The 25,109-nt window shown below is 41.5% G+C and carries 21 protein-coding genes; 6 read left to right on the forward strand and 15 right to left on the reverse strand.

Annotation, left to right across the window (positions count from 1 at the left end):
* Positions 1 to 46: 46 nt before the first annotated feature.
* The 3 genes from G626_RS0106660 to G626_RS0106670 all read right to left on the reverse strand — a co-directional run bounded on the left by G626_RS0106660 (position 47) and on the right by G626_RS0106670 (position 3,803).
* The gene (locus tag G626_RS0106660; protein WP_022932010.1) at positions 47 to 985 is read right to left on the reverse strand and encodes a carbohydrate ABC transporter permease; all 939 of its coding nucleotides are present in this window, start codon (positions 983 to 985) and stop codon (positions 47 to 49) included.
* A complete protein-coding gene (locus tag G626_RS0106665; RefSeq protein WP_022932011.1) occupies positions 985 to 1,953 on the reverse strand; it encodes an ABC transporter permease in 969 nt (322 codons plus the stop codon). Before G626_RS0106665 ends, G626_RS0106660 begins: the two co-directional genes overlap by 1 nt.
* Positions 1,954 to 2,090: 137 nt before the next feature.
* Positions 2,091 to 3,803, reverse strand: a complete 1,713-nt coding sequence (locus G626_RS0106670) for a type 2 periplasmic-binding domain-containing protein (protein ID WP_022932012.1) — start codon at positions 3,801 to 3,803, stop codon at positions 2,091 to 2,093.
* A 163-nt stretch (positions 3,804 to 3,966) separates the two neighbouring features.
* Here G626_RS0106670 and G626_RS17360 point away from each other — a divergent pair, with 163 nt between their 5' ends.
* Positions 3,967 to 4,812 carry an AraC family transcriptional regulator gene (locus G626_RS17360; protein ID WP_022932013.1) on the forward strand — a complete coding sequence of 282 codons (846 nt, stop codon included), beginning with the start codon at positions 3,967 to 3,969 and terminating at the stop codon, positions 4,810 to 4,812.
* Between the two features lie 63 nt (positions 4,813 to 4,875).
* On the opposite strand, the gene G626_RS0106680 is transcribed toward G626_RS17360, so the two are convergent.
* On the reverse strand, positions 4,876 to 6,330 hold the full coding sequence (locus G626_RS0106680) for a family 43 glycosylhydrolase (RefSeq protein WP_022932014.1): 1,455 nt from the start codon (positions 6,328 to 6,330) through the stop codon (positions 4,876 to 4,878).
* A gap of 180 nt (positions 6,331 to 6,510) precedes the next feature.
* Between G626_RS0106680 and G626_RS0106685 the strand changes: the two genes are divergently transcribed.
* From G626_RS0106685 to G626_RS0106695, 3 genes are all read left to right on the forward strand, one after another.
* Positions 6,511 to 7,953 carry a glycoside hydrolase family 43 protein gene (locus G626_RS0106685; protein ID WP_022932015.1) on the forward strand — a complete coding sequence of 481 codons (1,443 nt, stop codon included), beginning with the start codon at positions 6,511 to 6,513 and terminating at the stop codon, positions 7,951 to 7,953.
* 163 nt (positions 7,954 to 8,116) lie between these two features.
* Positions 8,117 to 9,745, forward strand: a complete 1,629-nt coding sequence (lysS, locus tag G626_RS0106690; protein ID WP_022932016.1) for a lysine--tRNA ligase — start codon at positions 8,117 to 8,119, stop codon at positions 9,743 to 9,745.
* A gap of 157 nt (positions 9,746 to 9,902) precedes the next feature.
* Positions 9,903 to 11,903 (forward strand): methyl-accepting chemotaxis protein, encoded by a 2,001-nt coding sequence (locus G626_RS0106695; protein WP_022932017.1) that lies wholly within the window; start codon positions 9,903 to 9,905, stop codon positions 11,901 to 11,903.
* Here G626_RS0106695 and G626_RS0106700 read toward each other — a convergent pair.
* From G626_RS0106700 to G626_RS0106720, 5 genes are all read right to left on the reverse strand, one after another.
* A complete protein-coding gene (locus tag G626_RS0106700; RefSeq protein WP_022932018.1) occupies positions 11,830 to 12,648 on the reverse strand; it encodes an ABC transporter permease subunit in 819 nt (272 codons plus the stop codon). The genes G626_RS0106695 and G626_RS0106700 overlap by 74 nt on opposite strands.
* Positions 12,645 to 13,562, reverse strand: a complete 918-nt coding sequence (locus tag G626_RS15680; protein ID WP_022932019.1) for an ABC transporter permease — start codon at positions 13,560 to 13,562, stop codon at positions 12,645 to 12,647. The genes G626_RS0106700 and G626_RS15680 overlap by 4 nt, the downstream gene beginning before the upstream one ends.
* The gene (locus tag G626_RS0106710) at positions 13,559 to 14,707 is read right to left on the reverse strand and encodes an ATP-binding cassette domain-containing protein (RefSeq protein ID WP_022932020.1); all 1,149 of its coding nucleotides are present in this window, start codon (positions 14,705 to 14,707) and stop codon (positions 13,559 to 13,561) included. The genes G626_RS15680 and G626_RS0106710 overlap by 4 nt, the downstream gene beginning before the upstream one ends.
* A 91-nt stretch (positions 14,708 to 14,798) precedes the next feature.
* Positions 14,799 to 15,803 (reverse strand): BMP family ABC transporter substrate-binding protein, encoded by a 1,005-nt coding sequence (locus tag G626_RS0106715; protein ID WP_022932021.1) that lies wholly within the window; start codon positions 15,801 to 15,803, stop codon positions 14,799 to 14,801.
* A gap of 141 nt (positions 15,804 to 15,944) precedes the next feature.
* Entirely contained in the window at positions 15,945 to 16,388 is a 444-nt protein-coding gene (locus tag G626_RS0106720; protein WP_022932022.1) for a MarR family winged helix-turn-helix transcriptional regulator, read from the reverse strand.
* 60 nt (positions 16,389 to 16,448) lie between these two features.
* Between G626_RS0106720 and G626_RS0106725 the strand changes: the two genes are divergently transcribed.
* Positions 16,449 to 17,255 (forward strand): hypothetical protein, encoded by an 807-nt coding sequence (locus G626_RS0106725; protein WP_022932023.1) that lies wholly within the window; start codon positions 16,449 to 16,451, stop codon positions 17,253 to 17,255.
* Between the two features lie 109 nt (positions 17,256 to 17,364).
* On the opposite strand, the gene G626_RS0106730 is transcribed toward G626_RS0106725, so the two are convergent.
* The 6 genes from G626_RS0106730 to G626_RS0106755 form a co-directional block, all read right to left on the reverse strand.
* On the reverse strand, positions 17,365 to 17,832 hold the full coding sequence (locus tag G626_RS0106730) for a hypothetical protein (RefSeq protein WP_022932024.1): 468 nt from the start codon (positions 17,830 to 17,832) through the stop codon (positions 17,365 to 17,367).
* A 47-nt stretch (positions 17,833 to 17,879) separates the two neighbouring features.
* A complete protein-coding gene (locus G626_RS0106735; protein WP_022932025.1) occupies positions 17,880 to 18,410 on the reverse strand; it encodes a hypothetical protein in 531 nt (176 codons plus the stop codon).
* Between the two features lie 91 nt (positions 18,411 to 18,501).
* The gene (locus tag G626_RS0106740) at positions 18,502 to 19,161 is read right to left on the reverse strand and encodes a circadian clock protein KaiC (protein ID WP_022932026.1); all 660 of its coding nucleotides are present in this window, start codon (positions 19,159 to 19,161) and stop codon (positions 18,502 to 18,504) included.
* A 208-nt stretch (positions 19,162 to 19,369) separates the two neighbouring features.
* The gene (gene fusA / locus G626_RS0106745) at positions 19,370 to 21,466 is read right to left on the reverse strand and encodes an elongation factor G (RefSeq protein WP_022932027.1); all 2,097 of its coding nucleotides are present in this window, start codon (positions 21,464 to 21,466) and stop codon (positions 19,370 to 19,372) included.
* A 70-nt stretch (positions 21,467 to 21,536) separates the two neighbouring features.
* Positions 21,537 to 22,895, reverse strand: a complete 1,359-nt coding sequence (locus G626_RS0106750) for a hypothetical protein (protein WP_022932028.1) — start codon at positions 22,893 to 22,895, stop codon at positions 21,537 to 21,539.
* A 127-nt stretch (positions 22,896 to 23,022) separates the two neighbouring features.
* The gene (locus G626_RS0106755; protein WP_022932029.1) at positions 23,023 to 23,847 is read right to left on the reverse strand and encodes an SPOR domain-containing protein; all 825 of its coding nucleotides are present in this window, start codon (positions 23,845 to 23,847) and stop codon (positions 23,023 to 23,025) included.
* Between the two features lie 236 nt (positions 23,848 to 24,083).
* On the opposite strand from G626_RS0106755, the gene G626_RS0106760 reads away from it, so the two are divergent.
* The gene (locus G626_RS0106760; RefSeq protein ID WP_022932030.1) at positions 24,084 to 25,109 is read left to right on the forward strand and encodes a methionine ABC transporter ATP-binding protein; all 1,026 of its coding nucleotides are present in this window, start codon (positions 24,084 to 24,086) and stop codon (positions 25,107 to 25,109) included.

The following is a 25,109-nucleotide window of genomic DNA, read 5'->3' on the forward strand; positions in this document are numbered from 1 at the left end:
AAGGGTGGATTTTCATCCACCCCTTTATGCCTGATGATTTTTAGGATTACTCCTTTACACCACCAATTGTCATACCTACTACGAAGTATTTCTGTACGAATGGATATACTACGAGGATAGGTAATGTTGCAACCATAGTGATAGAAGAACGGATACTGATAGGTGTTGATTTAGAAGCTGTAGAACCAGCTCCAGCAGCAAGTGCCATAGAGTTAGCATCGTTTGCATTTGTAGACTGGTTCTGACTCTGCTGGAGGAATGACATCAATACATACTGTAATGAGTGCAACTTTGGTTTGTTAGAACAATAAAGATATGTATCGAACCAGCTGTTCCATGCACCAACGGCAGTAAAGAGACAAATCATAGCAATTGAAGGAACAATAAGAGGCATAATAATCTGCAGGTAGATTTTGAACTCATTTGCACCATCGATGCGGGCAGATTCAACAAAGCTGTCTGGTAATCCATTGATGTAAGTTCTTACAAGAATGAAGTTGAATACATCAACAAGACAAGGAACAATGTAAACTGCGTATTTTCCAAGAAGGTGAAGTCTCTTGATGAGCATGTATCCTGGAATCAAACCGGCATTGATATACATAGAAATAACGATGATTGTTGTAAGATATCTTCTAAGTACGAATTCTTTGCGGCTCAAAGCGTATGCAAGAAGTGATGTACAGAATACACTTAAAACAGTCTGAAGAACAGTACGTGTTACAGAAATAATACCGGCATTAAAAATACGGTCTGTCTGGAACAAGTCTGCATAGTTTTTCCATGTAAACTTACGAGGCCAGAGTTTAATTCCGCCTTTAAGAGAATCAAGACCATCGTTCAAAGAAATTGCAATTGTATTCCAGAAAGGATAAACAGTTACAATAACAACAAATAAAAGTACAAGGTAAATAATAATATCAAAAACTAAGTTACTGATATTAGTGCGCCTTTTGGCTGCTGCATAGTCAATTGTTTTTTCCATTATATCAGACGCTCCTCACCACTCTTCTTAGCAATTGTATTAGCTATGATAAGAAGAAGAATATTAACTGCATTCTTAAAGATACCTGCAGCAGTTGCAAGACCATAGCGGGAAAGCTTGAAACCGTACTTCAATACATAAATATCAATAGTTTCAGCTACGTCCTGAATCATACCATTCTGTAACAAGTATGGCATTTCAAAGTTAGCATCAAGGATATGACCGGCAGACATAATCATCATGATGATGATTGTAGGCTTAATTCCCGGGAGGGTAATGTGCCAGATTTTGCGGAGACGACCACAGCCGTCAATCTGAGCAGCTTCATAGAGACAAGGATCAATAGCAGTCATTGCACCAAGGTATACGATGGTGTTCCAACCAACTTCCTTCCAAACGTATGTCCAACCAATGATATGCCAGAAATACTTTTGAACGGCGAGCCACTGAATAGGCTGCTTTACGATACCAAGTCCCAATAATATATCATTCAAAATACCGTCTTCAACGGAAAGTACATTCGCAACTAAACCTGTAACTATAACCCAAGAAAGGAAGTGTGGGAGATAAGATACAGTCTGAACAAAGCGTTTTACACCAATATAGCGAACTTCGTTCAGGAATACTGCAATTAAGATAGCAGTAATATATCCAAGGGCTGTAGAAATAAGGCTCATGCCTACAGTGTTTCTTAAAGAAAGAAGGAATTCTTTCTCAGTAAACAACTGAACGAACCATTTTAAACCAACCCAATCCTGCTGTGAAAAAGTTTTGTATGGCTTATAATCCTGAAAAGCCATTGTCCATCCCCAAAGAGGAATGTATCGGAATAAGATAATGTATAATACAAAAGGAAGAGACATGAGAATAAGCATTTTCTGCTTACCTAAAAGCTTCCATTTGTTCTTTTTATTTGCCATTTCTGCCGCTTTTAAGTCTGGCGAAACAGCAGCTTTTTTACTTTTCATAAAAAACACCCGTCAAAAAATAGTTAAAAAAAAGTCCACAGAAAAACTCCCGTGGACTTTTTTTTGACAGGTGAATGTGGTATTCACCTGTCACTGGTCAGACTTGATACAAGGTATCAAAATCTGACTAGTCCTTCTTACTGTTCGCCACCGAATACTTCTACACGGTGATCAAGCTGCTGCTGCATGAACTTGTTGTAAACATCTGTAAGAGGCTTGAGCAATGAAGCATATTCATTCCAAGTCTTTTCGAAGTCCTCTGGTTTACCCATGATCATCATAGGGAGGTACTTGCGCTGTACAGTTTCGAAACCTGTCATAGCAACTGCTGCTTCTTCTTCGAATCCACCGTTTTCAGCAGATGGGTTACACTGCCACATTGGATACCATCCAGTGTTCTGTGGTGGGTTAGGATCTACGAATTCAGCATATGAGCTAACTCCGTAAGCTGCCCAGAGGTCAAGGTCAACCTGCTTCTGTGAGAGAGCATATTCCCATGGAAGGTCGTCCATAGAGCGTGAGTATCCAGAAGGCATTGTTCCTTCAAGTTTTGGAGCTTCTTCTGTCCAAAGGATAGCGCGGTTCTTCTGGAGCCAGTTAGGATCCTTCTGATCTGCACGCATCTTGTCTGTACGATAAGCTGCACCCTTTGTTCCTGTCTTAGATCCGTCTGTATCGATGAGGTAATCTTCACCTTCGAATCCCCAGTAAAGAACTTTCTGGTTTTCTTCTTCAAGCATCTTGTCCATGAACTGGATGATCTTGATAGCCTTGTCTTCAGGACACTTTACAGTGATACCATAACCTCTCTGAAGGTTTGGAAGTGAACGATCGCGGTAGTGTGGGCGAATGGATTCATCAAATGTCAAAGCGAGTGGAGCATAAGTTCTTTCATCTTTTCCAGCTGTCCAGAGAGTCTGTTCTGGTTCACCCATGAACTGCCATCCCTGAATGAACATACCGAGTACACGACCCTGTGCAATCTTAGCATAGTACTGGTCACGGTTGTCTGTGAATGAAGCTGGATCGATCAAACCACGCTGGAAGTAGCCGTTAGCGAGTTTGAACCACTGCTTAGCGAATTTGTCTGTGAAGATATCATAGTAAACATATTTGCCGTTTTCTTTGATAACGTGTCCGTTACCATCGTTAGGGTTTCCAGAAAGGAACTGTGGTGGGTTCCAGAGGTCAAATGCTTCCCAGTCAGCAGTAATGATATTGAATGGGATTGTTGGCATTCCGTCGATTGTTGGATATTTCTTATAGTATTTTTCGAGGAGATCGAAGTACTGATCAACTGTCTTAATCTTTGGATATCCGAATTCCTTAAGAACAGCTTTCTGTACCCACCATCCGTTACCATTGAAGTATGTATCAGATGGAACTCCATCGATTACACCATAGTTTGGAAGAGAGTAGATGTGCTCTTTTACGATGTTTCCCTTAGCATCCTTTTCAGAATCCTGGTCAATCATCTTTTTCCAAGCTGTTGAGTAGTGCTTCATAAGGTTTGGACCATATTTTTCAACGAGTGGCTTAAGGTCGCGAAGACAACCTGCACCCTGGAACTTCTCTGAGTCTACTTCTACGAGGTCAGGAAGGTCACCAGAAGCGATAAGTACACCAATTTTCTGGTCTTTATCACCTACAAGGATATCCCAAGAGAAAGTTACACCAAACTTCTCTTCAATCCATTTGTAAGCTTTGTTGTCAGCAGGAGGCTGCTCTCTCTGCTGGATAGTGAAGATAGAGATGTTCATAGCGTCTTTCTTTCCAGAATTTCCGCCTTTACATCCCACCAGGCTCAATGCCAGTACTGCTGCTGCAGCAACTAACATAATTTTTTTCATAAAAGTCCTCCATTTATAAACTTTTAGTTAAAAACATGGTAAAACGTTTTTATAATATGATAAAACCGTTATTTTGCTAAAAAAACACTCAAAGTATCATATAATTTATAAAATAGTCTGATTTTACATTGAATTTTGAAAAAATCCGTATTAAAATGGCAATATGGACAATGAAAGCAGAATAGAACGGCAACCGGTTGCCTTGCGCTTTTTAACCCAGGATGGCTACTCAGAAGACCCTCAGAGGCAGATAGAATACGAATTGTTATATGTTGAAAAGGGGCGGGGCAGGCTTTTTTTTACTAATTCAGCTGTCTTTATTGATGCCGGAGATTTGATTTGCATTAATCCCTTTGAGGAGCATTATTTTAATATTGATTCGACCGGCCCTGCATTCAGATGCTTCAGGATTCTTTTTGATATTTCGGCCCTGGGAACTGCTGACGATCCCTGCAGAATATTTTTTGAAGGAATAAGGTTATATCGTTTTCTGAAAATGCCGGAGGAACTTGAAAAGCGTTATTTTAAAATTTCTGCCATGGAAAAAAATGCAGAAGGAAGTCCTTTAATTTTACGTTCTTTGCTGCTGGATATTATTTCCTATGCGGTTGAAACCGGACAGTTTGAGCGATTTTCACAATTATATGGTTCCGAAAGCCGTAAACTTTCGGCAATTGATAATGCCCTTCATTTTATCCGTGAAAACTATAGTGAAAACCTCAGCCTTAAATCTATTCTGGAATTAACCAACTACAGTAAAAGCCACTTTATCAGGCTGTTTAAAGAAAGTACGGGAATGTATGTTTCTGAGTATATCAATAAATACCGGATAGAAAAGGCCTGTCTTGATTTGATTTATACAAATAATAACATTACTGAAATTGCTACGGCGAGCGGCTTCAATAACATTCAGTATTTCTCGCGAAAATTCAAAGAATACATGAAGTGCACGCCCAAGCAATATCAGAAGAAACGCAGAAAGCTAACTGAACGTACGGTGGTTGAGTAGCCCTAGGGCGTATCGAAACCACCGCAGATTTCAAAAAGGTGATTTCGATACGGCTTCGCCTACTCAATCACCAATTTTAAAGCCTTTAAACTGATGGCTGCCGCCGCCGACAAACTTAAAGTAAAGCTCGCCGACTCCATCCGGGATTGAAATGTCTGCAGAGAAGCTCTCCCAGATATTGCTTCCGATTGGAGTGATTTCTGCCAGCACAGGTCCATCCCATTTTGTGCGAATTTCGTACTTACCGTAAACATAACCGCGGGTTGTTACCGAAATCTTTTTTACGCCCTTAAAATCAAAGAACTTAAAGCCAAGGGTGTAGCCGTTCTGCATATTTGCTACATAGCCTTCTTCCTGGTCTCCGTCTTTGCCGTCCTGAGTTATGCGGGGATGCTTTATATCAACAATAAAGTTCTTTTCATCCGGATTAAAGATATTGCAGGCAATGTAAGCAGGGTAGAAGCCTTTACCTTCGAGTGGACCACCATTAAGTCCGCAGGAAGTAATCTGAACCTGAGGAATTGTTCCGTCTGGCAGCACCTGCATTTTTTCTGCACATCCCTGGCGGTTGAACCAGTTTCCGTTTGTGTGGCGGTGATAGAAAATGTAGTACTGACCGTTTATCAGTTCAAAGCCGCCGTGATTGTTTGCTCCAAAGCAGGTCGGCATATCAGCTGGTTTATATGAATCTATATGAAGGTCTACGTTACTTACAATTACACCGCGGTAGGTAAAGCCTGAGGTTGGATTTTTACTTGTTGCATAGCAGAGCTCGTGCATAACCTGAGAAGAGAAAACAAAATAATAGGTGTCTCCAATCTTTCTGATTGATGGGGCTTCGAAGAAAGCGTGGTCTTTATATCCCTTCCAGTTTTCAACCGAGTCCTGAGGGTAAGGACATTCAGTTTCAACAGGGGCAGTTACGTCGGTGTAGCAGTCGCCCGGAGCAATGATGACAGGCTCTTCTTCGATTGTAAGCATATCAGGGCCAAGCACTGTCGCCATGGCACCAATTCTGTCTTTCATATGATTTCCGCAGAAGCCTGTGTAAAGGTAGGTGCGGTTTCCTTCTGTAAGAACTCCCGGGTCAAACTGAGGCATATCGCCCTTGCGGTCTCCAAGTCTTGTTCCATCCTTGTAGTGAACATGTCCGTAGAATTTATACTTTCCGGCAGGGGTGTCGCAGACTGCAACAGAAACAAAGCCAACCTTGTCGTAAACGTAGTAGAGGTAGTAGCGGCCATCCGGGCCCTGAGTTACATCAGGAGCATAAAGGCACATGTGGCCGTCTGCATTCATTTCTTCGGAAGTTTTAGGATAGATTACTCCTTCGTAACGCCAGTCTGTCAAATCAGTTACAGGGGCAGAGTAGCAGACATAGTCTCCCTGGCAGAATACCCAGCCGTTAAAGAAATCGTGCGAGCCGTAAACGTATACCCGGTCTCCGAATACGTGTGGTTCTCCGTCCGGAACATGTTCCCAGGACGGCATATATGGATTAAAAATTTGTTTTTTCATGTGTTTCCCCTAAATGTTAGTTAAACGTTTTACTTTTTTATGATAAAACTGTATATTGAAATTATGAAAAGTGCAAGAGTGTATACTCGAATAAATGGATTGCTTCGTCGCTGCGCTCCTCGCAATGACGTGTATCGTGTCAGTTCATTATTATTTTTAATTTTTACTGGAGGATTTTTTATGTCTTGTTCAAACGAAGAAATGATTACGGCAACTCCTGTTAGCGAGATGCAGAAGCTTATGGCCGAAAAGGCTTTTAAGATGCCTGGAGAAAATAATCCTGTTATGGCTCATAAATACGGAGCAGACCCTGCTGTTCTGGAATATAATGATACTCTTTATGTTTATTCAACAAACGATATGCAGCAGCTGGAATTTACAAAGGGTAAAATTGATAACGGCTACAATAAGATTACCTCTCTTAACGTCTTCTCTACAAAGGATATGGTTAACTGGACAGACTGCGGGGAGATTAAGGTTGCAGGTAAAAATGATTATATAGGTGCTGCAAAGTGGGCTGCTAATTCCTGGGCTCCTGCAATTGCTTATAAAAAGATTGATGGAAAAGACAAGTTTTTCCTTTACTTTGCAGACTCCGCAAACGGAATCGGTGTTTTAACTGCAGACTCTCCTACAGGACCTTTTACAGACCCTCTTGGAGAAGCTTTGATTTCCCGCAAGACTCCGACCTGTGACAAAATCAACTGGCTTTTTGACCCGGCTGTTCTTGTTGATGAAAAGGGTAATGGTTACCTATACTTTGGAGGCGGCCACGATCCTGATAAATACGAGCACCCTAAAAATGCCCGCTGCGTTGCTTTAGCTGATGATATGATTCACATTGTCGGCGAGCCTGTGATGATTGATGCACCATTCCTTTTTGAGGATTCGGGAATCAATAAGATTGGAGATACCTGGTATTACACCTACTGTACAAACTGGCAGGACAGAAAGGATACAAAAGATCCTGATAAAATGCCGATTGCAGTAATCGGATATATGACTTCAAAAAATCCGCTGGGACCTTTTGAATATAAGGGCTACACTCTGGAAAATCCTGGAACTGTATTCGGTGCCTGGGGAAATAACCACCATTGGATTTTCTCTTTCCGTGGTAAGTGGTACATTGCCTACCATACACAGGTTCTGGAAAAAACTGTTGGCTGCGAGAAGGGCGGTTACCGCAATATCTTTATAGATAACTTTGAAGTAAATGCAGACGGTTCGCTCCCAAAGCAGAAGATGACTAAGAAGGGAGTAGAGCAGGTCAGCAACTTTAAGCTTGGTAATGAAGTGCCTGCTGCAACCTTTGCTGCTTCCCGCAATGTGGCTGTAACAACAAAGCAAACCTTAGTTAGTGTAAAGGACGGGGCTTACGTTTGCATTAAGGGCGTTGAGTTTACTGGTGGCGAAAAAGAGTTTACAACTCAGTGCCTGCCGGTTGATGGAAAGTCAATCAAGGTTCAGATTGACGGCTTTGGCGGCAACGGTAATGAGATTGCTGAAGTAAAGCTTGGAAAGAAGAGTGAAGTTTCTGCAAAGCTTGCTGCTACAAGCGGAGTGCATGATTTGTACATAATTCTGCCGGAAGGTTGTGAACTTATAAACTGGTGTATCAAATAAAAGACTTCAGTGTCATTGTCCGGCTTGACCGGACAATCTATACAGAACTGGGAGGGATAGATTCCCCGGTCAAGCCGGGGAATGACACGGAATGTCTGCCGGGGAATGACACTTAATTACACGTATTTGATATTATAGAAGAAAATCACTATAATAAGGCGCTATGAGTAACGAAAATCAGAATAATGAAAAGAGAGATCCACTGCTCTGCCACTGGGCAGATCAGATGGCAAGCCAGATTATCCGCGAGAAGGGAGATCTGGATTTATACACCTGTGCTTCAGGTATTACACCAAGTGGAACTGTTCACCTTGGAAACTTCCGCGAAATCATTACAGTAGACTTAGTAGTTCGCGCCCTTCGCGACCGCGGTAAGAAAGTACGCTTTATTTATTCCTGGGACGATTACGACGTATTCCGCAAGGTTCCTGCTAACATGCCTGACCCTGAAATCCTTGAAAAATATCTTCGCTATCCAATTACCGAAGTACCAGATACAACCGGCCGCAACGAAAACTATGCCCGCCATCACGAGGTTGATATTGAAACTCAGCTTCCACGCGTTGGCATTCAGCCGGAGTTCCTTTATCAGGCAAGCCGCTACCGTGCAAACCGCTATGCAGAAGGAATGCGTAAGGCTATGCAGAACCGCGATGTAATCAAGGAATGTCTTAATGAATACCGCGATGACGCTCACAAAATGAAGCCTGAAGACGTTTACTGGCCTGTAGCAATTTTCTGCGGTAAGTGCCAGAAAGATACAACTGAAATTACAGACTACGACGGTGAATACGGAATTACTTATAAGTGTGAATGTGGTAACTGCGAAACTGCAGATATCCGTACTTTCAAAGGCGCAAAGCTTGGCTGGCGTGTAGACTGGCCAATGCGCTGGAATGAAGAAAAGGTAGTATTCGAGCCGGGTGGAAAAGACCATATTTCTCCGGGCGGAAGCTACGATACTGCAAAGCTTGTAAGCAAGCGTATTTATGGCTGGGATGCTCCTGTTACAATGCGTTATGACTTTGTAAACCTCAAGGGGGTTCCTGGAAAGATGTCTTCTTCTAAGGGTAAGGTAATTGCTCTTCCTGATGCACTTGATATCTACCAGGCAGAAGTTCTCCGCTATCTTTTTGCGGGAACTCGTCCAAATACAGAATTTGCAATCAGCTTTGATATGGACGTTCTCAAGGTTTATGAGGACTATGACAAGACAGAACGTATTGTTTACGGAATTGATAAGGCAAAATCTGATGACCACTTCAACAAGGAAAAGCGTATTTATATGCTCAGCCAGATTGATGGAAAGATTCCTGAGGTTATGCCATATCAGATTACAATCCGCCAGCTTACAACTCTTCTTCAGATTTACTCTGGTGATATTGATGCTGTAATTAAGGCTCTCGGAGATGTAAAACCTGAGCAGGAAGAACGCCTCCGCCGCCGCATTGAATGTGCATGGTTCTGGGTAAAGCATTCTGCACCGGACTGCGCACCAGACTTCTGCTTTGAACTCCGTAACGACGGCAGCAAGGCAGACCTCTCTGGCGACCTTTTGACAGCTGTTAAGCGTGTTCGCGATGAAGTTCTTCCAAAACTCGATACTTTCCAGCTTGATAAGGAATGTCAGCAGGCTATGTATGACATTGCTACAGAGATGGGACTTGAGTCTAAGGCTCTCTTTACTGCACTTTACCAGGCTTTGATTGGAAAAGAGCAGGGACCAAGACTCGGCAGCTTCTTCCGTATTATTGGAAAAGACAAGCTTGAAAAGATTTTGAGCGTATATTAATGGATTGCCACGTCGCTGCGCTCCTCGCAATGACGCGGCAGTAATTGTCATTGCGAGACCTGAGCGTAGCGAAGGTCGTGGCAATCTGTAAAATACCTTGAATTTAAAAAATCCTGTGGTACAATGTATTTATTACAAAATATCACAGGATTTTTTTATGAAACTGAATCACAAATTTTCTTTTATCATCCTTTTTACTATAGTACAGGCTTTTGTTCTTACCGTTTTTTCCGTAATCAATTTAAATAATATCCAGGACATTAAGGATTATCAGATAATTGAAACTAAAACTGAGGCTCAGCTAAGTTCCATAATCGATTATCTGGAGAGAATGGATTACTGGGATTTTGATATAGAAAACGCCTATAAAAGTTTTACCGATCAGAAAAAAGAAATTACGGAATCATTTAATTATCTTATGGAAGCTCCGGTAGTAAGTAAATTTCCGGAAGAATTTACCACAAACCTTAAGCATGTAAAGCTAACCTGGGGTCTTATTAATGATGATCTTGCTCCGATTGAAGAAGTTTTACAGTCTATGGAGAAGTCTGATATCAGCTCCGGAATGAGAACTAATATCAAGAACTTCGGCTTTCGTGAAACTTCAAAACTGTATGTAAATAACGAAGCAATGGATAATCTCATGGAACAACTGGATGAAGCCCATCAGCATTTGAGAAAAATCCGTTTGACTTATGTTTCCTTAATGTCCTTGAACCAGAAATCTTCTGCAATGGTAGAAGAGGTTATGATTGCTACGGAAAAACGCTTTTTGATGATAACCATCATTTTTGCCGTAATCACAACAATAATTCTTTCTATATTAATCCTTATTGTAACGTCTCGTGTTTCAAGGAGAATTGTAAAAGTCCGCAATATGACTACAACCCTTGCAGATAAAGATTTTACTGTAAATATCCAGCCGGAAGGCAGCGATGAAATGTGGCTTTTGATGTCGAACATCAACAACATGGTTACTCAGGTAAATGAATTCTTCCAGCTTGTAAAATCTACTGCAAAGAAGGCTCTGAATGCAGAATCTTCCATTAATAAGTCTGCGGGTAGTACGGCAGAAGCTTCTTCTCTTATCGATAACAATATTGATAATCTTACAAAGCTTTTCTCTGAGGCAGTAACTGTTGTTAACAGTGCAGTCGGAGTAATTTCAGAGATGAATTATCATGTAGATACTCTCGTCCGGGGAAATACGGTTCAGACTAAGGCAATTGAAAACAGCAACAAGGCTGTAAATGAGGTTGTGGCTACTCTTGATTATATTAATAAGATGGCCGAAGAACGTGTAAAGAATGCCGGTGAAATGCATAACCTGGTTGCAGACGGTGATGAAAAAATTACTTCAACAAATGAGATTCTGAATCAGGTAGCCCAGCAGCTTGATGAGGTTTACGAGGTTGTAACAATCATCAATAATGTTGCCGAGCAGACAAACCTTCTTTCCATGAATGCGGCAATTGAGTCTGCGCATGCGGGAGAGGCAGGAAAAGGCTTTAGCGTTGTTGCTGAAGAAATCCGCTCGCTTGCAGAAGAGACCTCGGAAAATGCGGATAAGATTTCAAAGGTTGTTAATACTATCGTAGAAGCCGTAGAGAATGCAAACAAGTCGAGCCAGTCTGCTTTTGTTGCCTTTGAAAAGGTAAGTGCTCATGCAGATCAGATTGTAAGTTCTTTGCAGGAAATTACCGGCGGTATTGGTAAGATTGATAATCAGATGCAGCAGATTAAAGAGAGAAGTGAAGAGACTTCTACTGCAGCAGATGAAATGAGTCGTTATTGTGGTGAGCTTGTAGAAAAACAGAAGGATGTATCTGCAAAGGTTGATAATATGAACGATGTGTTTGTTAATGCAATCGGTTCTCTGCATAAGATAAAGGATGAAACTGCAGACATTGTTCACAAGATGAAAAATGTTAGTCTTTCGAGTGATGAAAGCTATAAGAATCTTACTGAACTTGAAAACGTACTTGAGGAGTTTAAGACAAGTGGCGCTGAAATGCCGGGCGATTCCGAAGAGTCTTCTCAAGCGTCTGTCGAAGTGACCGGTGAAGTGCCTGGAGATTCTGAAATTACTTCGGGAGAATCAGAAGAAGCGAAACCAGATATGGAAGAGAAATCAGAAGAGATGTTGGAATCCCTGTAATGTAGTTCTGAATGTTTGCTGCAAAAATATCTGCCAGACAGAAGATGATAACCGCTGCCACAATGCGCAGCGGCTTTTTTTTGCCTAAGAAAACTGCGGCGAGGGCCATCCAGCCGCGGCCGCTGGAAATGTTTGGTACAAAGGAAGAAAGCCTTAATGTCAGGAGAATACCTGCAAGTGCAGCGTACAGGGCGGCAAGGCACCAGGAAAGGCTGCGCAGGTTTCCGGGATTTACTCCCTTTGCTTTTAAGACATCCGCATCGCTCCCCGTTACCCTCAGATAAAGTCCGTGGCGGCTGTACTTAAGAAAAACTACCGCCAGCGCTACAAAAACCGCAGTCACAGAATCTGCCGTCGCCCGCGCCGTCCAGGCAGAAAAGGCAAAACTTTCGTTTGTTAAAACCCCGCGTGTTCCAAAAATCAGTGAGGACATGCAGGATGTAAGCGCTCCAAATAAGAGGTTGAGGGCAATGGCGGCAATAAAGCGGTTTGCACGGCCGGCTTCAATCAGGGCTGAGAAGGCAAGGGCCAGGGCGGTGGCGGCCAGACATGTGAGCAGGGCAGCCAGAAGGGGCGAGCCGGTGGTTACTGAGAATGTATAAAACAAAAAGGCCGAGAAGGAAACGAGTCCATCTAAAAAGAGGGCCAGGCAGCCTGCGAACTCGGAGAAGAGGGCGCCAAGGGAGCAGAGTATGAGGGGGCAGGAATAGGCGAGGGCGGAGAATATTGCTGTGAGACTTGTCATTTGCCAGACCTCCGGAAAGAGCGGGGCAGGTGGGCCGGAAATGCAATTGCAAAAAGAATTACTGCCTGAATCAAGCTGCTTATATCAAATCCAAAATTATGAAAAAGTGCATAGCGGTTTGCGTAGGTTGTCATAAAGCCCATGAGGCCTGCTGCAGGAATTAAGGCCAGTGGATTTGCTCCTGCAATAAGAGCCGAGCTTAGGGCGTTCCAGCCCATGCCGGCGTAAAAGCCCTGATGGCAGGTAAAATAGGTGCCAAGGATTGCGACTGCCCCGGTAAGGCCGTGCAGGGCGCCGGAAAGCAGGGCGGAGGATAAAGTAAGTTTTTTACACTCAAAGCCTGCAAAGCGGGAGAATTCCGGCGATGTTCCCAGTATGCAAAGCTGTCTTCCCCAGCCTGTGCGGAAAAGCAGTAACCATGCTGCGACACAAAGTGCAAGTGCAAATATAAAAGAGGCATTAAGCGGCGAGGGCTCTAAAATAGAAGGCAGCCTTGCTGCTTCCGGGATAAAAGCTGTGGCAAGAAGGTTGTCGGTCTTGCTTCTGGCAGGTCCGCTTATTAAGCCGTCGATAAATGGAATTATTGCGGCAGAGGCTATAAACGAAGTAAAAAGAAAATCGGCATTTCTCAGAATCTTTAATACTGCAGAGAGGGCTGCCAGCAGGGCAGAGGAAACTGCGGCTGCCGTTACTGGAAGCTGCAGGGCAAGGGCAGCGGGGATGCCCGGATTTGCAAGGACTCCTTCATTAGCCAGTGCTGCAAGTATTACAGCACTTACAAAACCGCCAAGGTAAATCTGGCCTTCGCCACCTAAATTAAAGTCCCCGGATTTTATTGAAATCAGGGCACCGCTTCCGGCAATCATATAAAGTGAGGAAAGATTTAATGCTGAGCCTAAATAGTAAACGTTCATTCTGCCTTTCCTATTATGATTTTTGTTCCCTTTTTTGCAAGCCCTTCAAGTCTTGTATAAAGACGTTCTGTTGCCTCAAGGTCCAGTCCGTGTGTAGGATCAAAAAGATAAAGCTCTTCCGGATTTTCTGCCAACTCGCGTTCAAGAATAAGACGCTGCAGCATACCGCCGGAAAGACACAAAGCTTTTTCGTGTAGTTTTATATTTACATCGGCCTTTTTAAGAAGTGCCTTTGAGTATTCTATGAGGACTGCCTGCTTAAGGCTTGTGTGATAAGCCGTACAAAGCTGAAATATAGTAAGATTTGGATTCGAGGCGCGGAAGGTTTTATCGGATGGGATATAGCCGATTGAATGGCCTGTCATCTTTGAGTTTGCAACTTTTGTCATCTTCGGGCTTGACCCGGAGATCTCCTCCCTGAGCTTCATAACTTCTTCTTCGGTGATATCTTTTTCTTCTATAAAATCCGGGGGTGTAAGCTCTTTTGTAAGTCCGAAAAGCTTTTGTCTTATATCTTCTTCTGTAATCTGAGCTGCAGGTGTTTTTTCGAGAACACAGCCATCTTTAAGCAATACTACCTGGTCTGATTTTTCAATTGCTTCCTTAAAGCTGTGGGTAATGATGATTATGATGAGTCCTCTTTCTGCAAGTTCCCTGATTTTCTGAGCATCTAAAAAGGGCGGTTCATCCAGAATCAGCAGACATGGACTTTTTAACAGTGCACCGGCAAGCGAAGTATTGAAGGCTTCCTCTTCACTGAGATTTTCTACCAGTTCTGAAAGGTCCCGCCCAGGGAGCCAGTTTTTCGTGATTTCCGGGATTTCTGCAAGCTTTTTATGGCTGATGCCGATTTTAAGATTATCCCGGATAGAAAGTGAAGGAGCCAGCAGCGGTCGCTGATGAACACAGACAATGCCGCTTTTAATTGCATCCTTTGGCTTTCTGATTTTTAGTTTTTTTTCATTAAGATAAATGCTTCCGCTGGTCGGCTCGATATCTCCGCAAAGTACATGAGCCAGTGTAGACTTGCCCGCACCGTTCTCACCCAGGAGAGAATAAATCTTTCCCTCTTCGAAGTCTAAAGAGACTCCTGTGAGTACGGTTTTGTATGAATATTGTACGCAGATATCTTTTAATGAAAGCATACTCTGAAATTGTGGTTTCGATACACGCACTTCGTGCGCACTCAACCACCGGTGGTTGAGTAGGCCGAAGGCCGTATCGAAACCACATTATTTATTTAATTTCAACCTTTCCGGCACGAATGTCGGCAAGTAAGGCTGCCATCTTTGTACGAATATCTTCCGGAACTGTCTTAATGTAGTTCGGGTCATCCTGTACAAAGTCAACAAAGCCTTCCTTGATTCCTACCATCTTTGCGCTGCCCCATGGAGTAGAGCCTTCAATGAACTCTTTTGTTACATTGTAAGACATTTTCTTCTGTTCCATAACGCTGGAAGAAATGATTGTTCCGGGAGCCTTTGCAAAGCCGTTGTCATCAAACCAGGTAACGTAAATCTTATTGTTTACTGCAGATTTTATTACACCCTGCGAAGCACCGCCGCAAATAGGGAGAATTACATCCACGCCTTTTTTTGCAACTGCGTCTGCAATTTCTGCACCCTTTGATGCGTCGTACCAGTTACCTACAATTCTAAAGTCTACAGTAGAAGCGGAGTTTGCAGCCTTTGCACCCTTTTCGAAATAAGGATAGATAACATTATTCATTACCGGATATTCCTGCGCAGCAATCAAAGCAAGCTTATGGCTCTTAGACATGAAGCCTCCGATATAGCCTGTAAGGTATGACTGCTCATACTGATTGTAGCAGACTGTATGGATATTTTTGTTTCCTTCTTTTGTTGCATCAAGAAGGATAAACTTCTGATTTGGGAAGGCTTTGAGAATTGGTTCTACAAGGTCTGGCAGGGAAGGGTTAGATGAGATAATTACATCATATTTTCTTTCTGCACAGAGGGCTGTAATTTTTGGGCCCCATTCAGCCTGATTTGTACCGGCTTCCATAACAAAAAGGTCGAGCTTGTTTTTCTTATCAAGGCCCTGATTCTTTTCTTCAACAGCGGCTTTTACGCCCTGAACCAGCATATTGTAAGTAGGACTGTCATCAATGATGCCAGGAACAAATACGGCAATAGAAGTTTTTGGTGCCTTTTTAGCTTTAGCAAATCCCAAAGAAAGGATTGCGGCGAAAATAGTTGTAAATAAAAGTATCTTTTTCATGAGTGACAATATAGTTTTATATAAAACTATTGTCAAGCCGTATAGCTAAAAAAAATCCCACTGCGTGCCTAAAAAAGCATGTTGCCAACGGGATGATGTTGTCACCATACTTTTTTTTGCACTCCGTGGGATTTTTTTTACTTATCCGTTTTCCTTTCCGGTAAGGAAATTCTTTTTGATTTTCAACAATGACTGAAAAAAGCTTTCTTTTTCTTCATCTGTAAAGCCGTTGTAGAATGTGGACAGCAATTCTTTTGAAAGTTGACAGGCGGTATTATTAAACTTTTTTCCCTTTTCTGTCAGATAGATTACTCGGCTTCTTTTGTCGGTGGGATCTGACTCTCCGGTGATGAAGCCGTCTTTTTCCAGCTTGCGGACCAACACTGTTGTAGTGGACTTATCGCGGTTGATTTTTTCTGCAAGGTCTCCCATGGTCATTTTTTCGTTTACACTAAGTTGAAAAAGAATATTTCCATGTGATGAGGCAAAATCAGGGAAGCCTCGTTCCTTCAGCTTTTCTGTTATAAAATCTGCAGTAATAGTATGAATATTTGAAAGTAAGGAAATAGAAGAATTTACGTCCATATCTTGATTTTACCACGAAATCTTCTTGTATTTAACTATAATAATTGTTAAATTTTAAATATGTTTGGTTTTATATTAAAAAAGAATTTCTGCGATGGCTGGGATAATCTTATTTCAGTTATTATTTCAAACCTTGTTTTCCTTTTTACAGGAATTGGTCTTGTTTTTCTAAATGCCTTTGCTTCTTCAAATGGTATTCTTGCTCTTCTTTGCATTCTTGTAAGCTGTGTAGTTCTGTCAATACTGGTTTTTGCATTCAGTGATTCTGCAGCGCATATTGCAAATTTTGAAGGCATTCATATTCTGGACTTTTTCAAGCAGATTCCGGGTTCTCTTAAAGATGGTGCCTTGTTTGGTCTTATGAACGCGGGTGTATTTCTTATTTCAAGTTTTTCTATCCGCTATTACATTGTAGAGTCTGGCAGTTTACTGGGCTTTGCATTAGGCTGTGCAATTTTCTGGGTAGATTTTTTCTATCTGCTTGCAATGCAGTGGTTTATTCCAATCCGCGGCCTTATGCATAATAATTTCAAGAAATGCTTTAAGAAGAGCTTTATTATTCTTTTTGATAATACCGGCTTTTCTCTTTTGATGGGCCTTTACAATCTGATTCTTCTTGCCCTTTCTGTTGTTTGTATCGGATTCTTTCCTTCAATGTCCGGGCTTCTGATTGCTAATACAAATGCCCTTCGTGTTCTGCTTTATAAATATGATTATCTGGAAGAGCATCCTGAACTTAAAACAAAAAAAGAGCGCCGCCAGATTCCCTGGGATGACCTGCTCATGGAAGACCGTGATATTCTCGGGCCTCGACCAATCCGCAGCTTCCTCTTCCCATGGAAAGACGACCAGCGCCAGGATTTGTAATGTGTGTTTAAAATAAAAATACCACACGGATTAGGGAATTGCTAACGCAATTCCTTTTTTTATTTATGATTTTGCGTTAGCAAAATCCAATCCGTGTGGTTTTTGTTAATTATTCGTTAGCACTAAACAATTGATATGTATTTCCTTCTGAATCTATAAGAACAAATTTTGATTCATCGGTTTCTTCGATAGATGTAATATCAGCAGCTGTTCGTGGAGAACCAATTATAAATTCTTCATTTGCAAGTCTAAAAGTTGTATCTCTATCAAGTTTAATCTGATTTGTGTGCAAATATAAATCTGTAGATCTGCTTGAATAAACACAGAACCATACCTCATAATAATCTTTTGAAAGATCATCAATATAGTCATATTCTCCTGGAGCAACCATGCAATAATCTTTTGATGCTACATGATTATATCCGTCTGCATCTTTTACATACCAGTCATAGACATGCTGTGTGTAGGTATCGTTATAAAAATATATTGTATATTTTGGTTCTTCTGCAATAATGATACAGCTTGAAAGCATAATGGTTGTTATGGCTACAAGTAAAATCGGTATAATTTTTTTCATATAGGTCTCCTGTCTAATTACGGGTAATATTATAAAGTACTATGACACTATTTTACAAGTGTAATTTCTGAACCATCGGAACCAAGAAGGTAGAGTTCGGGGGTCAGGCCTGCAGAACGGCATTCTACAGTGTAAGTAGAATTTCTTTGATAAAGGCAATAAGTAACATCCTGATTAAGGTAAACGCTGTCACTGCTGAAGTAATCATCAGGATTGAGCTGATAATCATCTTCAAAACTGAAATAAATCTTGTAGTAGCCTTCAGGAAGGTCTGTAATCATGTCTTCTCCACCATCTGGTCTGATGGCGCGATTACTACCAGAGTTTGCATAAGTTACAATGTTGTCTTTTTTTACACACCAGTCTGTTACAACAAAATGTGTCATATTTTTGCAGGTGATGTTGTAGGTGTCAACTGTAGGGGTAGAGGTTGTTGTTGAAACGGCTGTTGTAGATTTCTTTTCAACAATAATTTCATCATCCGGGTGAACGATAATACAGCTTGAAAATAATAAAGAAGCTACTGAAGCTAAAATCAGTACCTGTGTAGTTATAAGATAAGTGATGGTCTTTTTCATATAAATCTCCCATGTTTGAGTTTGTTTACATATATTTAGACACGCGGGAGATAAAAAAAGTGCACTTTTCAGTGCACTTTTTTTAGTTTTTTTATGCTTTACACATCAAAAGGGTTTTTGCATCAAGGTTTACTTTTCCTTCGCCATTTTTTAGGATGGCAAGTGAAAGAGCCTTGCCTTCCGCTGCAAGGTGAGCAACTGTTGTAAAGTTTTCAAGCTTGTCTGCATCGAGCGTACCTTTGAGGTCTGCAGCTTCGTTTGTAAAGCTGAACCAGGCTGTCATTTTTTCTGCCTTAATGAAGTCTGCAAAGCATTTTATGTCTGCGGCAGAAGCTTTATTCATATCAAGACCATCAACTACAATAGTGCTGATTTTAATGCCGCCGTCTTTCATTGCTTTAAGTGTATTAACAACCTTTGGCAGTGTGAAGGTTTCCTGGTTAAAATTCAAAATTGTGCGGTTGCGGACAATTTCTTCATTTACATCATCAAGATTAAGGCTCTTTTTCTTTGCGATTTCTGCAAGAACGCTTGAATACCAGGCAATTACATTTGATGACTGCTGGTCAAAAGAAACATGAACGAGAGCTTTGTCATTTAGAAGGCTGTCAATTCCGAACTGAACCAGAATAGAAGTCTTTCCAAGTCCTTTTTTAGCTGTGATAAGTCCCATTTCGCCGTCTTTTAATCCTGCATTTGTTACGTCGAAATATCTCACTGGGCTGTGAGCAATTAAATCTTTTTTATCCATAGTTGACCTCCTGAGGTGCAAATATTTTTAAATCAGCTATCTGATTACTTTCTATATTCTAAACTATGAATTAAGATAAAGCAAACATTTAAAATAAAAAAACGGTGGTTGAGTGCTTCGCGAAGCGAAGTGTACCGAAACCACCGTTTCATGTATGCTTGTGGTTTCGATACGCCCTATGGGCTACTCAACCACCGACTTTTACAACTTATTTCTTACCAGCTTCCTTTGCTGCCTTGTGCTTAGCGATGAGTTCATCAGCAACAGCATTAGGAACCTTACCGTACTTGAGGAATTCCATTGTGAATTCACCCTTACCCTGAGTTGAAGAACGGAGGATAGTAGAGAATCCGAACATTTCTGAAAGTGGAACTTCTGCGTTTACAGTAGATGTGTTGTTTTCATCAGTTGAATCAACAATTACACCACGGCGCTGGTTGATAAGACCGAACAAGTTACCCTGGAACTCTGTAGGTGCAGTCATCTGTACCTTCATGATTGGTTCGAGGATTACTGGCTTAGCCTTGAGGTAACCTTCACGGAAAGCACCAATAGCGGCAATCTGGAATGCGTTATCGTTAGAGTCTACAGGGTGGTACTGACCATCATTAATTGTGATCTTAACACCTACGATAGGAGCTCCAATCAAAGAACCTTCCTTCATAGCCTTCTGGAAACCTTTATCACAAGAAGGGATGTATTCGTTAGGAATTGCACCTCCCTTAATTGCGTCTACGAACTCGTAGTCTTTCTCTGAATCTGGTTCCATGAATCCGGCAACACGACCGTACTGTCCAGAACCACCAGTCTGCTTCTTATGAGTGTAGTTGAAGTCACCCCGCTGAGTGATAGATTCACGGTAAGCAACCTGTGGAGCACCAGTTGTTACTTCACAGTTATATTCACGGCGCATACGTTCTACGTATACTTCAAGGTGAAGTTCACCCATACCCTTAATAATTGTTTCGTTAGATTCTGGGTCTGTGTATACACGGAATGTTGGGTCTTCTTTTGTAAAGCGGTTAAGAGCCTTAGACATCTGCATAGAAGCCTGTTTGTCTTTTGGAGTAATAGACAAAGAAATTACAGGTTCTGGAACGTACATAGAAGCCATAGAATAGTTAATTCCACCACTTACGAATGTATCACCAGATGCACAGTCAACACCGAAGAGTGCAACGATATCACCTGCACAACCTTCGTTGATATCTTCCATCTGAGCAGAGTTCATACGTACAAGACGTCCAACCTTGAACTTCTTCTTTGTACGTGTGTTGTAAAGTTCTTCTCCCTTCTTAATTTTACCCTGGTAAACACGAGTATATGTAAGCTGACCATACTGACCATCATCAAGTTTGAAACCAAGTGCAACACAAGGTTTGTTATCAACTGATTCAAGTTCAACTTCAGCTTCGTTGTTGTCGAGGTCGAGAGCAACGTTGCGTACTTCGTTTGGAGCAGGGAGGTAGCGTACTACAGCGTCGAGAAGAGGCTGAATACCCTTGTTTACGTGAGCTGAACCACAGAATACACCTACGAACTGCTCAGCAAGAGTTCCCTTACGGATAGCAGCGATAATCTTGTCTTCTGCAACTCCATCGTAACCCTTTTCCATGATTTCTTCCATCAAAGAATCATCGAACATAGAAGCTGCGTCGAGGAGTTCTTCGCGGTACTTTTCTGCATCGTCTTTCAAGTTTGCAGGAATTTCTGCGATGCGGAGATCTTCACCGTTTGGTCCGTCGAAGTAGATAGCCTTCATTCCAACGAGGTCTACAACACCTTCGAGCTTGTCTTCCAAACCAATTGGGAGCTCCATCATATATGCGTTCAAACCGAGCTTTTCGCGGAGCTGGAGACGAACGCGGAGTGGGTTAGCACCCTGGCGGTCACACTTGTTTACAAATGCAACACGAGGTACATGGTAGCGCTTAAGCTGGCGGTCTACAGTGATTGACTGAGACTGAACACCGGCAACGGCACAAAGAATCATGATAGCGCCGTCGAGTACGCGGAGTGAGCGTTCAACTTCTACAGTGAAGTCAACGTGACCCGGTGTGTCGATAAGGTTGATTGTGTAGTCTTTCCACTGAACCTGAGTAGCAGCAGACTGGATTGTGATACCACGTTCACGTTCCAGTTCCATGTTATCCATTACAGCACCAACACCGTCCTTACCACGAACTTCGTGAATTGCGTGAATCTTGTTACAGTAGAACAAGATACGTTCTGAAGTTGTTGTCTTTCCAGAGTCAATGTGGGCACTGATACCGATATTTCTTACTTTTGAAATATCCCAAGCCATATTAATACCTCTTTTAAAAAAAATATTCCTAAAATAATAGTGTCTGTCTATTTTAATGAAAAATTGCGACCTATTCAATAGTTGCAGACAGTTTTCCTATAATCGTCAGCATTTTATAGTTAAATCTGCAGTTTAATGAAGCTGAAATTTTACGGTCTGCGATTTCTCCATCTTCAGTAGAAAAACTGAAGGCACAATTGCTGCTGATTTTATAATTTTTTTTATCCGGGGGAAAAGAAAGACTTGTTGAAAACTTGTAATGACCTGCTTCTAAGGTTGTTGAAAAAGCTGGAGTTATTTTTTTCAGATTCCAGGAATTTTTGATTTGAAAAGTGAAGCTGTCTTTTTCCAGAGACTGAGGCGGAGTGTCGGGAGAAGGTGAAAGTATTTTTGAATCTGCAGAAACGGAAAAGGAAATTGCTGTTAAATCCGAAGAGAGTTGAATGCCTGTATTAATACGAAGAGGATGTTCTTCTTTTGTAAGGTTTATTCGTGTGAAGGCATTAATACCATATTTGATAAATAATAACTTCTGACTGCCAGTAAGAAAAGGCTTTTTGCTTATAAAACCGGCTTTAAACTGGGTGCAGGGATCCAGCTCTTTTCCGGAGCTTGTAAGGGTGTCTTCGTATTCATTTAAAAAGGCAGAAAGAAAAAACTCTGTCCTGTGAATATTGAATTTTAAATCACTTCTATAAATTACTGTATAAGGGCCAAAGGGAGATTCATAGAATGCTGCCATAAAAGCAGAATGAATTCCATTTCTGCTCTTTTTTTTCCGGTAATCCGAGGAAATTTGTAATAGAGAACAAAAGCCTTCATCTTCCGCGTAGTAGGGAGAATCAAGAAACCATGAAGAAGAGTTCTTGTCCTCATATATGAAAGAGCCGCTTGTAAACGAAGCTGATAATGATAATTGATTTGAGAAAAACTTTTTTGAAAGGAGAGTTGAAAAAAGAGGAGAAGAAGTTTCCGGATTTACGGCCATGTTCATAGTGAGTAAAAAGGGGAGCCTTGCCAGGTGATTCAGCTTCATCTGCATGAAAGCACTTTCAGCTTTAGAAAAAGAGGAATAACCCGGCAGATTTGCAGTGACACAGCTCGCAGAAAGGCTGCTGCTTGAAAAAGGAGATGTACCATTGCTCAATTCCGGAGAGTTCAGCTTTGAAAGTGAACCTGCAAAAGAAAGATTCCCGTATTTAAACTCTATGGGTAATTTTTTGAAAAGATTTTCACTTGTAAAGAGTAATCCGAAATTGATTTTTTCTGGCCTGCTTGCCACCCGAAATTCTGTTACAGGTGTTGAAAATCGGGTTCCGCCGGTTTTTTGAGAATCACCGTATAATTCCAGGTGATAGGGCTCTTTAGCATTACAGAGATTTACTGCAGCTGCTGTAATCAGAATTGCAAATAAATATAATTTCCTCACACCTTATAAGTAGTATAAAGTGTGTCAAAAAAGGAAGTTTTTTTAGAAAAAAGTTAAAAAAAATACCGGTGGTTGAGTGATGCGAAGCATCGTATCGAAACCACCGGCCTTTCTCAATAATGTATAATTAGATTGTAGTACTTGTAATATAACTGTCGTTAGCATTATCAATATCGCTGATTTTGATAATTCTTGTTCGCCAGTATTCTGCTTCGCTCTTTGTTGTGTAAGGTCCTACACGAACGCGGTAGTAAAGCTTGTCTTTGTTATCTCTGTAAGTAAAGATATCTGAAGGAATCTTGTTTTCATCAAGAATAGAACGTGCTCCTTCTGCACCTTTTTTATTGCTGTAAGCGGCAACCTGTACCCAGTACTGAGTTTTCTTTGGCTCTGCTTTTGGAGCAGGTGCTGCCTTCTGTGTATTAGCATTTGCAACTGCATTTGTTTTAGGAGCTTTTGCTGCCTTAGCAGTTTTTTCAGCTTTTACTTCGGCCTTCTGAACAGTTTTTACTGTGTTTACAACTGGTTCCTCTTTTGCAACATATGGAGTTTCTGTTTTAGGAGCAACTTTTACTTCTTCCTTTGTTTCTGGAATATTAACTGTAATGTTGATGTTCTGTGGCTGAGCCTGAAGCTGAGTATCTGTTACAAGTTCATTTTTAAGTGCATTCAAATCGATTGTTGTGCCATTGCCAGAAGGAAGTTCTGTATTCTGTGAATAGATTGTGGCATTATCAGCAAGTACTACAAGATCATTTACCTTTGCAGCTTCAACATCTGCTGCCGGTTTTGTCCAGCCTCCCTGAGAAGTCTTTTTTTCTACCGGAGAGATGCTTGCATAAGCGGGAACGGGATTTCTTGAAGGATAATGAAGGATTGCCGGTACTCCAAGAACTACCAGCAGAAATACGCCTACTGCGGCAATAATCCATAATGTCTTTTTCTGTTCCATAAATTTTCCTCTTTGCACCGGCGAAATCCACCGGCCACCTTATTAAAACTATCGGCATTCGGTTGATTAAGTTTAGAAAAAAAGTTTTTTATTTACAGTTTTTTATATTCGTACCCGTAGTGAAAAAAGTCTGGCGACAACATCATCCCGTTGGCGACAGGCTTTTTTCACGGGAGGGGACGAATATAAGTTCGCGTTGATTTGAAAAACTTTTTATCATTTAATATAATAGAAGAATGCAGATAGATTTAAACAATTTAGTGAGGGTTTACGACTCTGCCGACGGACTTTCAAAGGTTGCAGCCGTAAATGATATCTCCCTTACAATTCCTTCAAATCAGATTTTTGGAATTATCGGAAAGAGTGGTGCGGGAAAATCTTCCCTTGTGCGCCTTATCAGTATGATGGAAAAGCCGGATTCCGGTGAAGTTTTATATGATGGTCAGCGGGTAGACAACCTTGATGAAAAAGAACTGGTTATGCGCCGCCGCCGTATTGGCATGATTTTTCAAAACTTCAACCTTTTTTCTTCACGTTCGGCTGGTCAGAATATTGCTTATCCAATGGAAATCTGCGGGCTTCCAAAAGATGAAATAAACCGCCGCGTAGATGAGTTGCTGGAAATTGTAGAGCTTTCGGACCGCAAAAATGCCAGAATCAGCACTTTGAGTGGTGGTCAGAAACAGAGAATTGCAATTGCCCGTGCTCTTGCAAACAAGCCTGATATTCTTTTCTGCGATGAGGCAACTAGTGCGCTTGATCCGCAGACAACAACATCAATCTTAAACCTTATCCGCAAAATCCAGAGCCAGATGAATCTTACAGTTGTAATGATTACCCACCAGATGGAGGTTGTTCGCGATGCCTGCAGCCAGGTTGCGGTAATCAACGAAGGTAAGCTGGTAGAAGTCGGCTCTGTAAATGATATCTTCTTAAATCCTAAGAGCCCTGTAACCAAGGATTTTATTTCTCATATCGGTAGCGACCGTAAGCCTGATGCAAACGGTTCTGACATTATCCGCTGGTCTACAGAGGGTGGTGAATATGAACTCAGCTTCCCTAGCGACAAGCAGGGGGCTCCGGTTCTCAGTAATGTAGCAAAGAAGTTTGATGTTGAATTTAATATCAGGGCGGCTGGTGTTCAGCATCTTACAGATGGTGACATTGGTAAGATGATTGTAGACTTTACCGGTTTTCAGGTTTCTGAAGCCCTCGAATACCTTAGAAGTCAGAATATAATAGTAGAAAAGGCAGGTGAGTAA

This window comes from Treponema bryantii NK4A124, assembly GCF_000421345.1.
Taxonomy (GTDB): Bacteria; Spirochaetota; Spirochaetia; order Treponematales; family Treponemataceae; genus Treponema_D; species Treponema_D bryantii_B.

Coding starts and splice junctions, on each gene's coding strand:
- G626_RS0106660 (WP_022932010.1), bottom strand. CDS start 985: ATGGAAAAAACAATTGACTATGCAGCAGCCAAAAGGCGCACTAATATC.
- G626_RS0106665 (WP_022932011.1), bottom strand. CDS start 1,953: ATGAAAAGTAAAAAAGCTGCTGTTTCGCCAGACTTAAAAGCGGCAGAA.
- G626_RS0106670 (WP_022932012.1), bottom strand. CDS start 3,803: ATGAAAAAAATTATGTTAGTTGCTGCAGCAGCAGTACTGGCATTGAGC.
- G626_RS17360 (WP_022932013.1), top strand. CDS start 3,967: ATGGACAATGAAAGCAGAATAGAACGGCAACCGGTTGCCTTGCGCTTT.
- G626_RS0106680 (WP_022932014.1), bottom strand. CDS start 6,330: ATGAAAAAACAAATTTTTAATCCATATATGCCGTCCTGGGAACATGTT.
- G626_RS0106685 (WP_022932015.1), top strand. CDS start 6,511: ATGTCTTGTTCAAACGAAGAAATGATTACGGCAACTCCTGTTAGCGAG.
- lysS (WP_022932016.1), top strand. CDS start 8,117: ATGAGTAACGAAAATCAGAATAATGAAAAGAGAGATCCACTGCTCTGC.
- G626_RS0106695 (WP_022932017.1), top strand. CDS start 9,903: ATGAAACTGAATCACAAATTTTCTTTTATCATCCTTTTTACTATAGTA.
- G626_RS0106700 (WP_022932018.1), bottom strand. CDS start 12,648: ATGACAAGTCTCACAGCAATATTCTCCGCCCTCGCCTATTCCTGCCCC.
- G626_RS15680 (WP_022932019.1), bottom strand. CDS start 13,562: ATGAACGTTTACTATTTAGGCTCAGCATTAAATCTTTCCTCACTTTAT.
- G626_RS0106710 (WP_022932020.1), bottom strand. CDS start 14,707: ATGCTTTCATTAAAAGATATCTGCGTACAATATTCATACAAAACCGTA.
- G626_RS0106715 (WP_022932021.1), bottom strand. CDS start 15,803: ATGAAAAAGATACTTTTATTTACAACTATTTTCGCCGCAATCCTTTCT.
- G626_RS0106720 (WP_022932022.1), bottom strand. CDS start 16,388: ATGGACGTAAATTCTTCTATTTCCTTACTTTCAAATATTCATACTATT.
- G626_RS0106725 (WP_022932023.1), top strand. CDS start 16,449: ATGTTTGGTTTTATATTAAAAAAGAATTTCTGCGATGGCTGGGATAAT.
- G626_RS0106730 (WP_022932024.1), bottom strand. CDS start 17,832: ATGAAAAAAATTATACCGATTTTACTTGTAGCCATAACAACCATTATG.
- G626_RS0106735 (WP_022932025.1), bottom strand. CDS start 18,410: ATGAAAAAGACCATCACTTATCTTATAACTACACAGGTACTGATTTTA.
- G626_RS0106740 (WP_022932026.1), bottom strand. CDS start 19,161: ATGGATAAAAAAGATTTAATTGCTCACAGCCCAGTGAGATATTTCGAC.
- fusA (WP_022932027.1), bottom strand. CDS start 21,466: ATGGCTTGGGATATTTCAAAAGTAAGAAATATCGGTATCAGTGCCCAC.
- G626_RS0106755 (WP_022932029.1), bottom strand. CDS start 23,847: ATGGAACAGAAAAAGACATTATGGATTATTGCCGCAGTAGGCGTATTT.
- G626_RS0106760 (WP_022932030.1), top strand. CDS start 24,084: ATGCAGATAGATTTAAACAATTTAGTGAGGGTTTACGACTCTGCCGAC.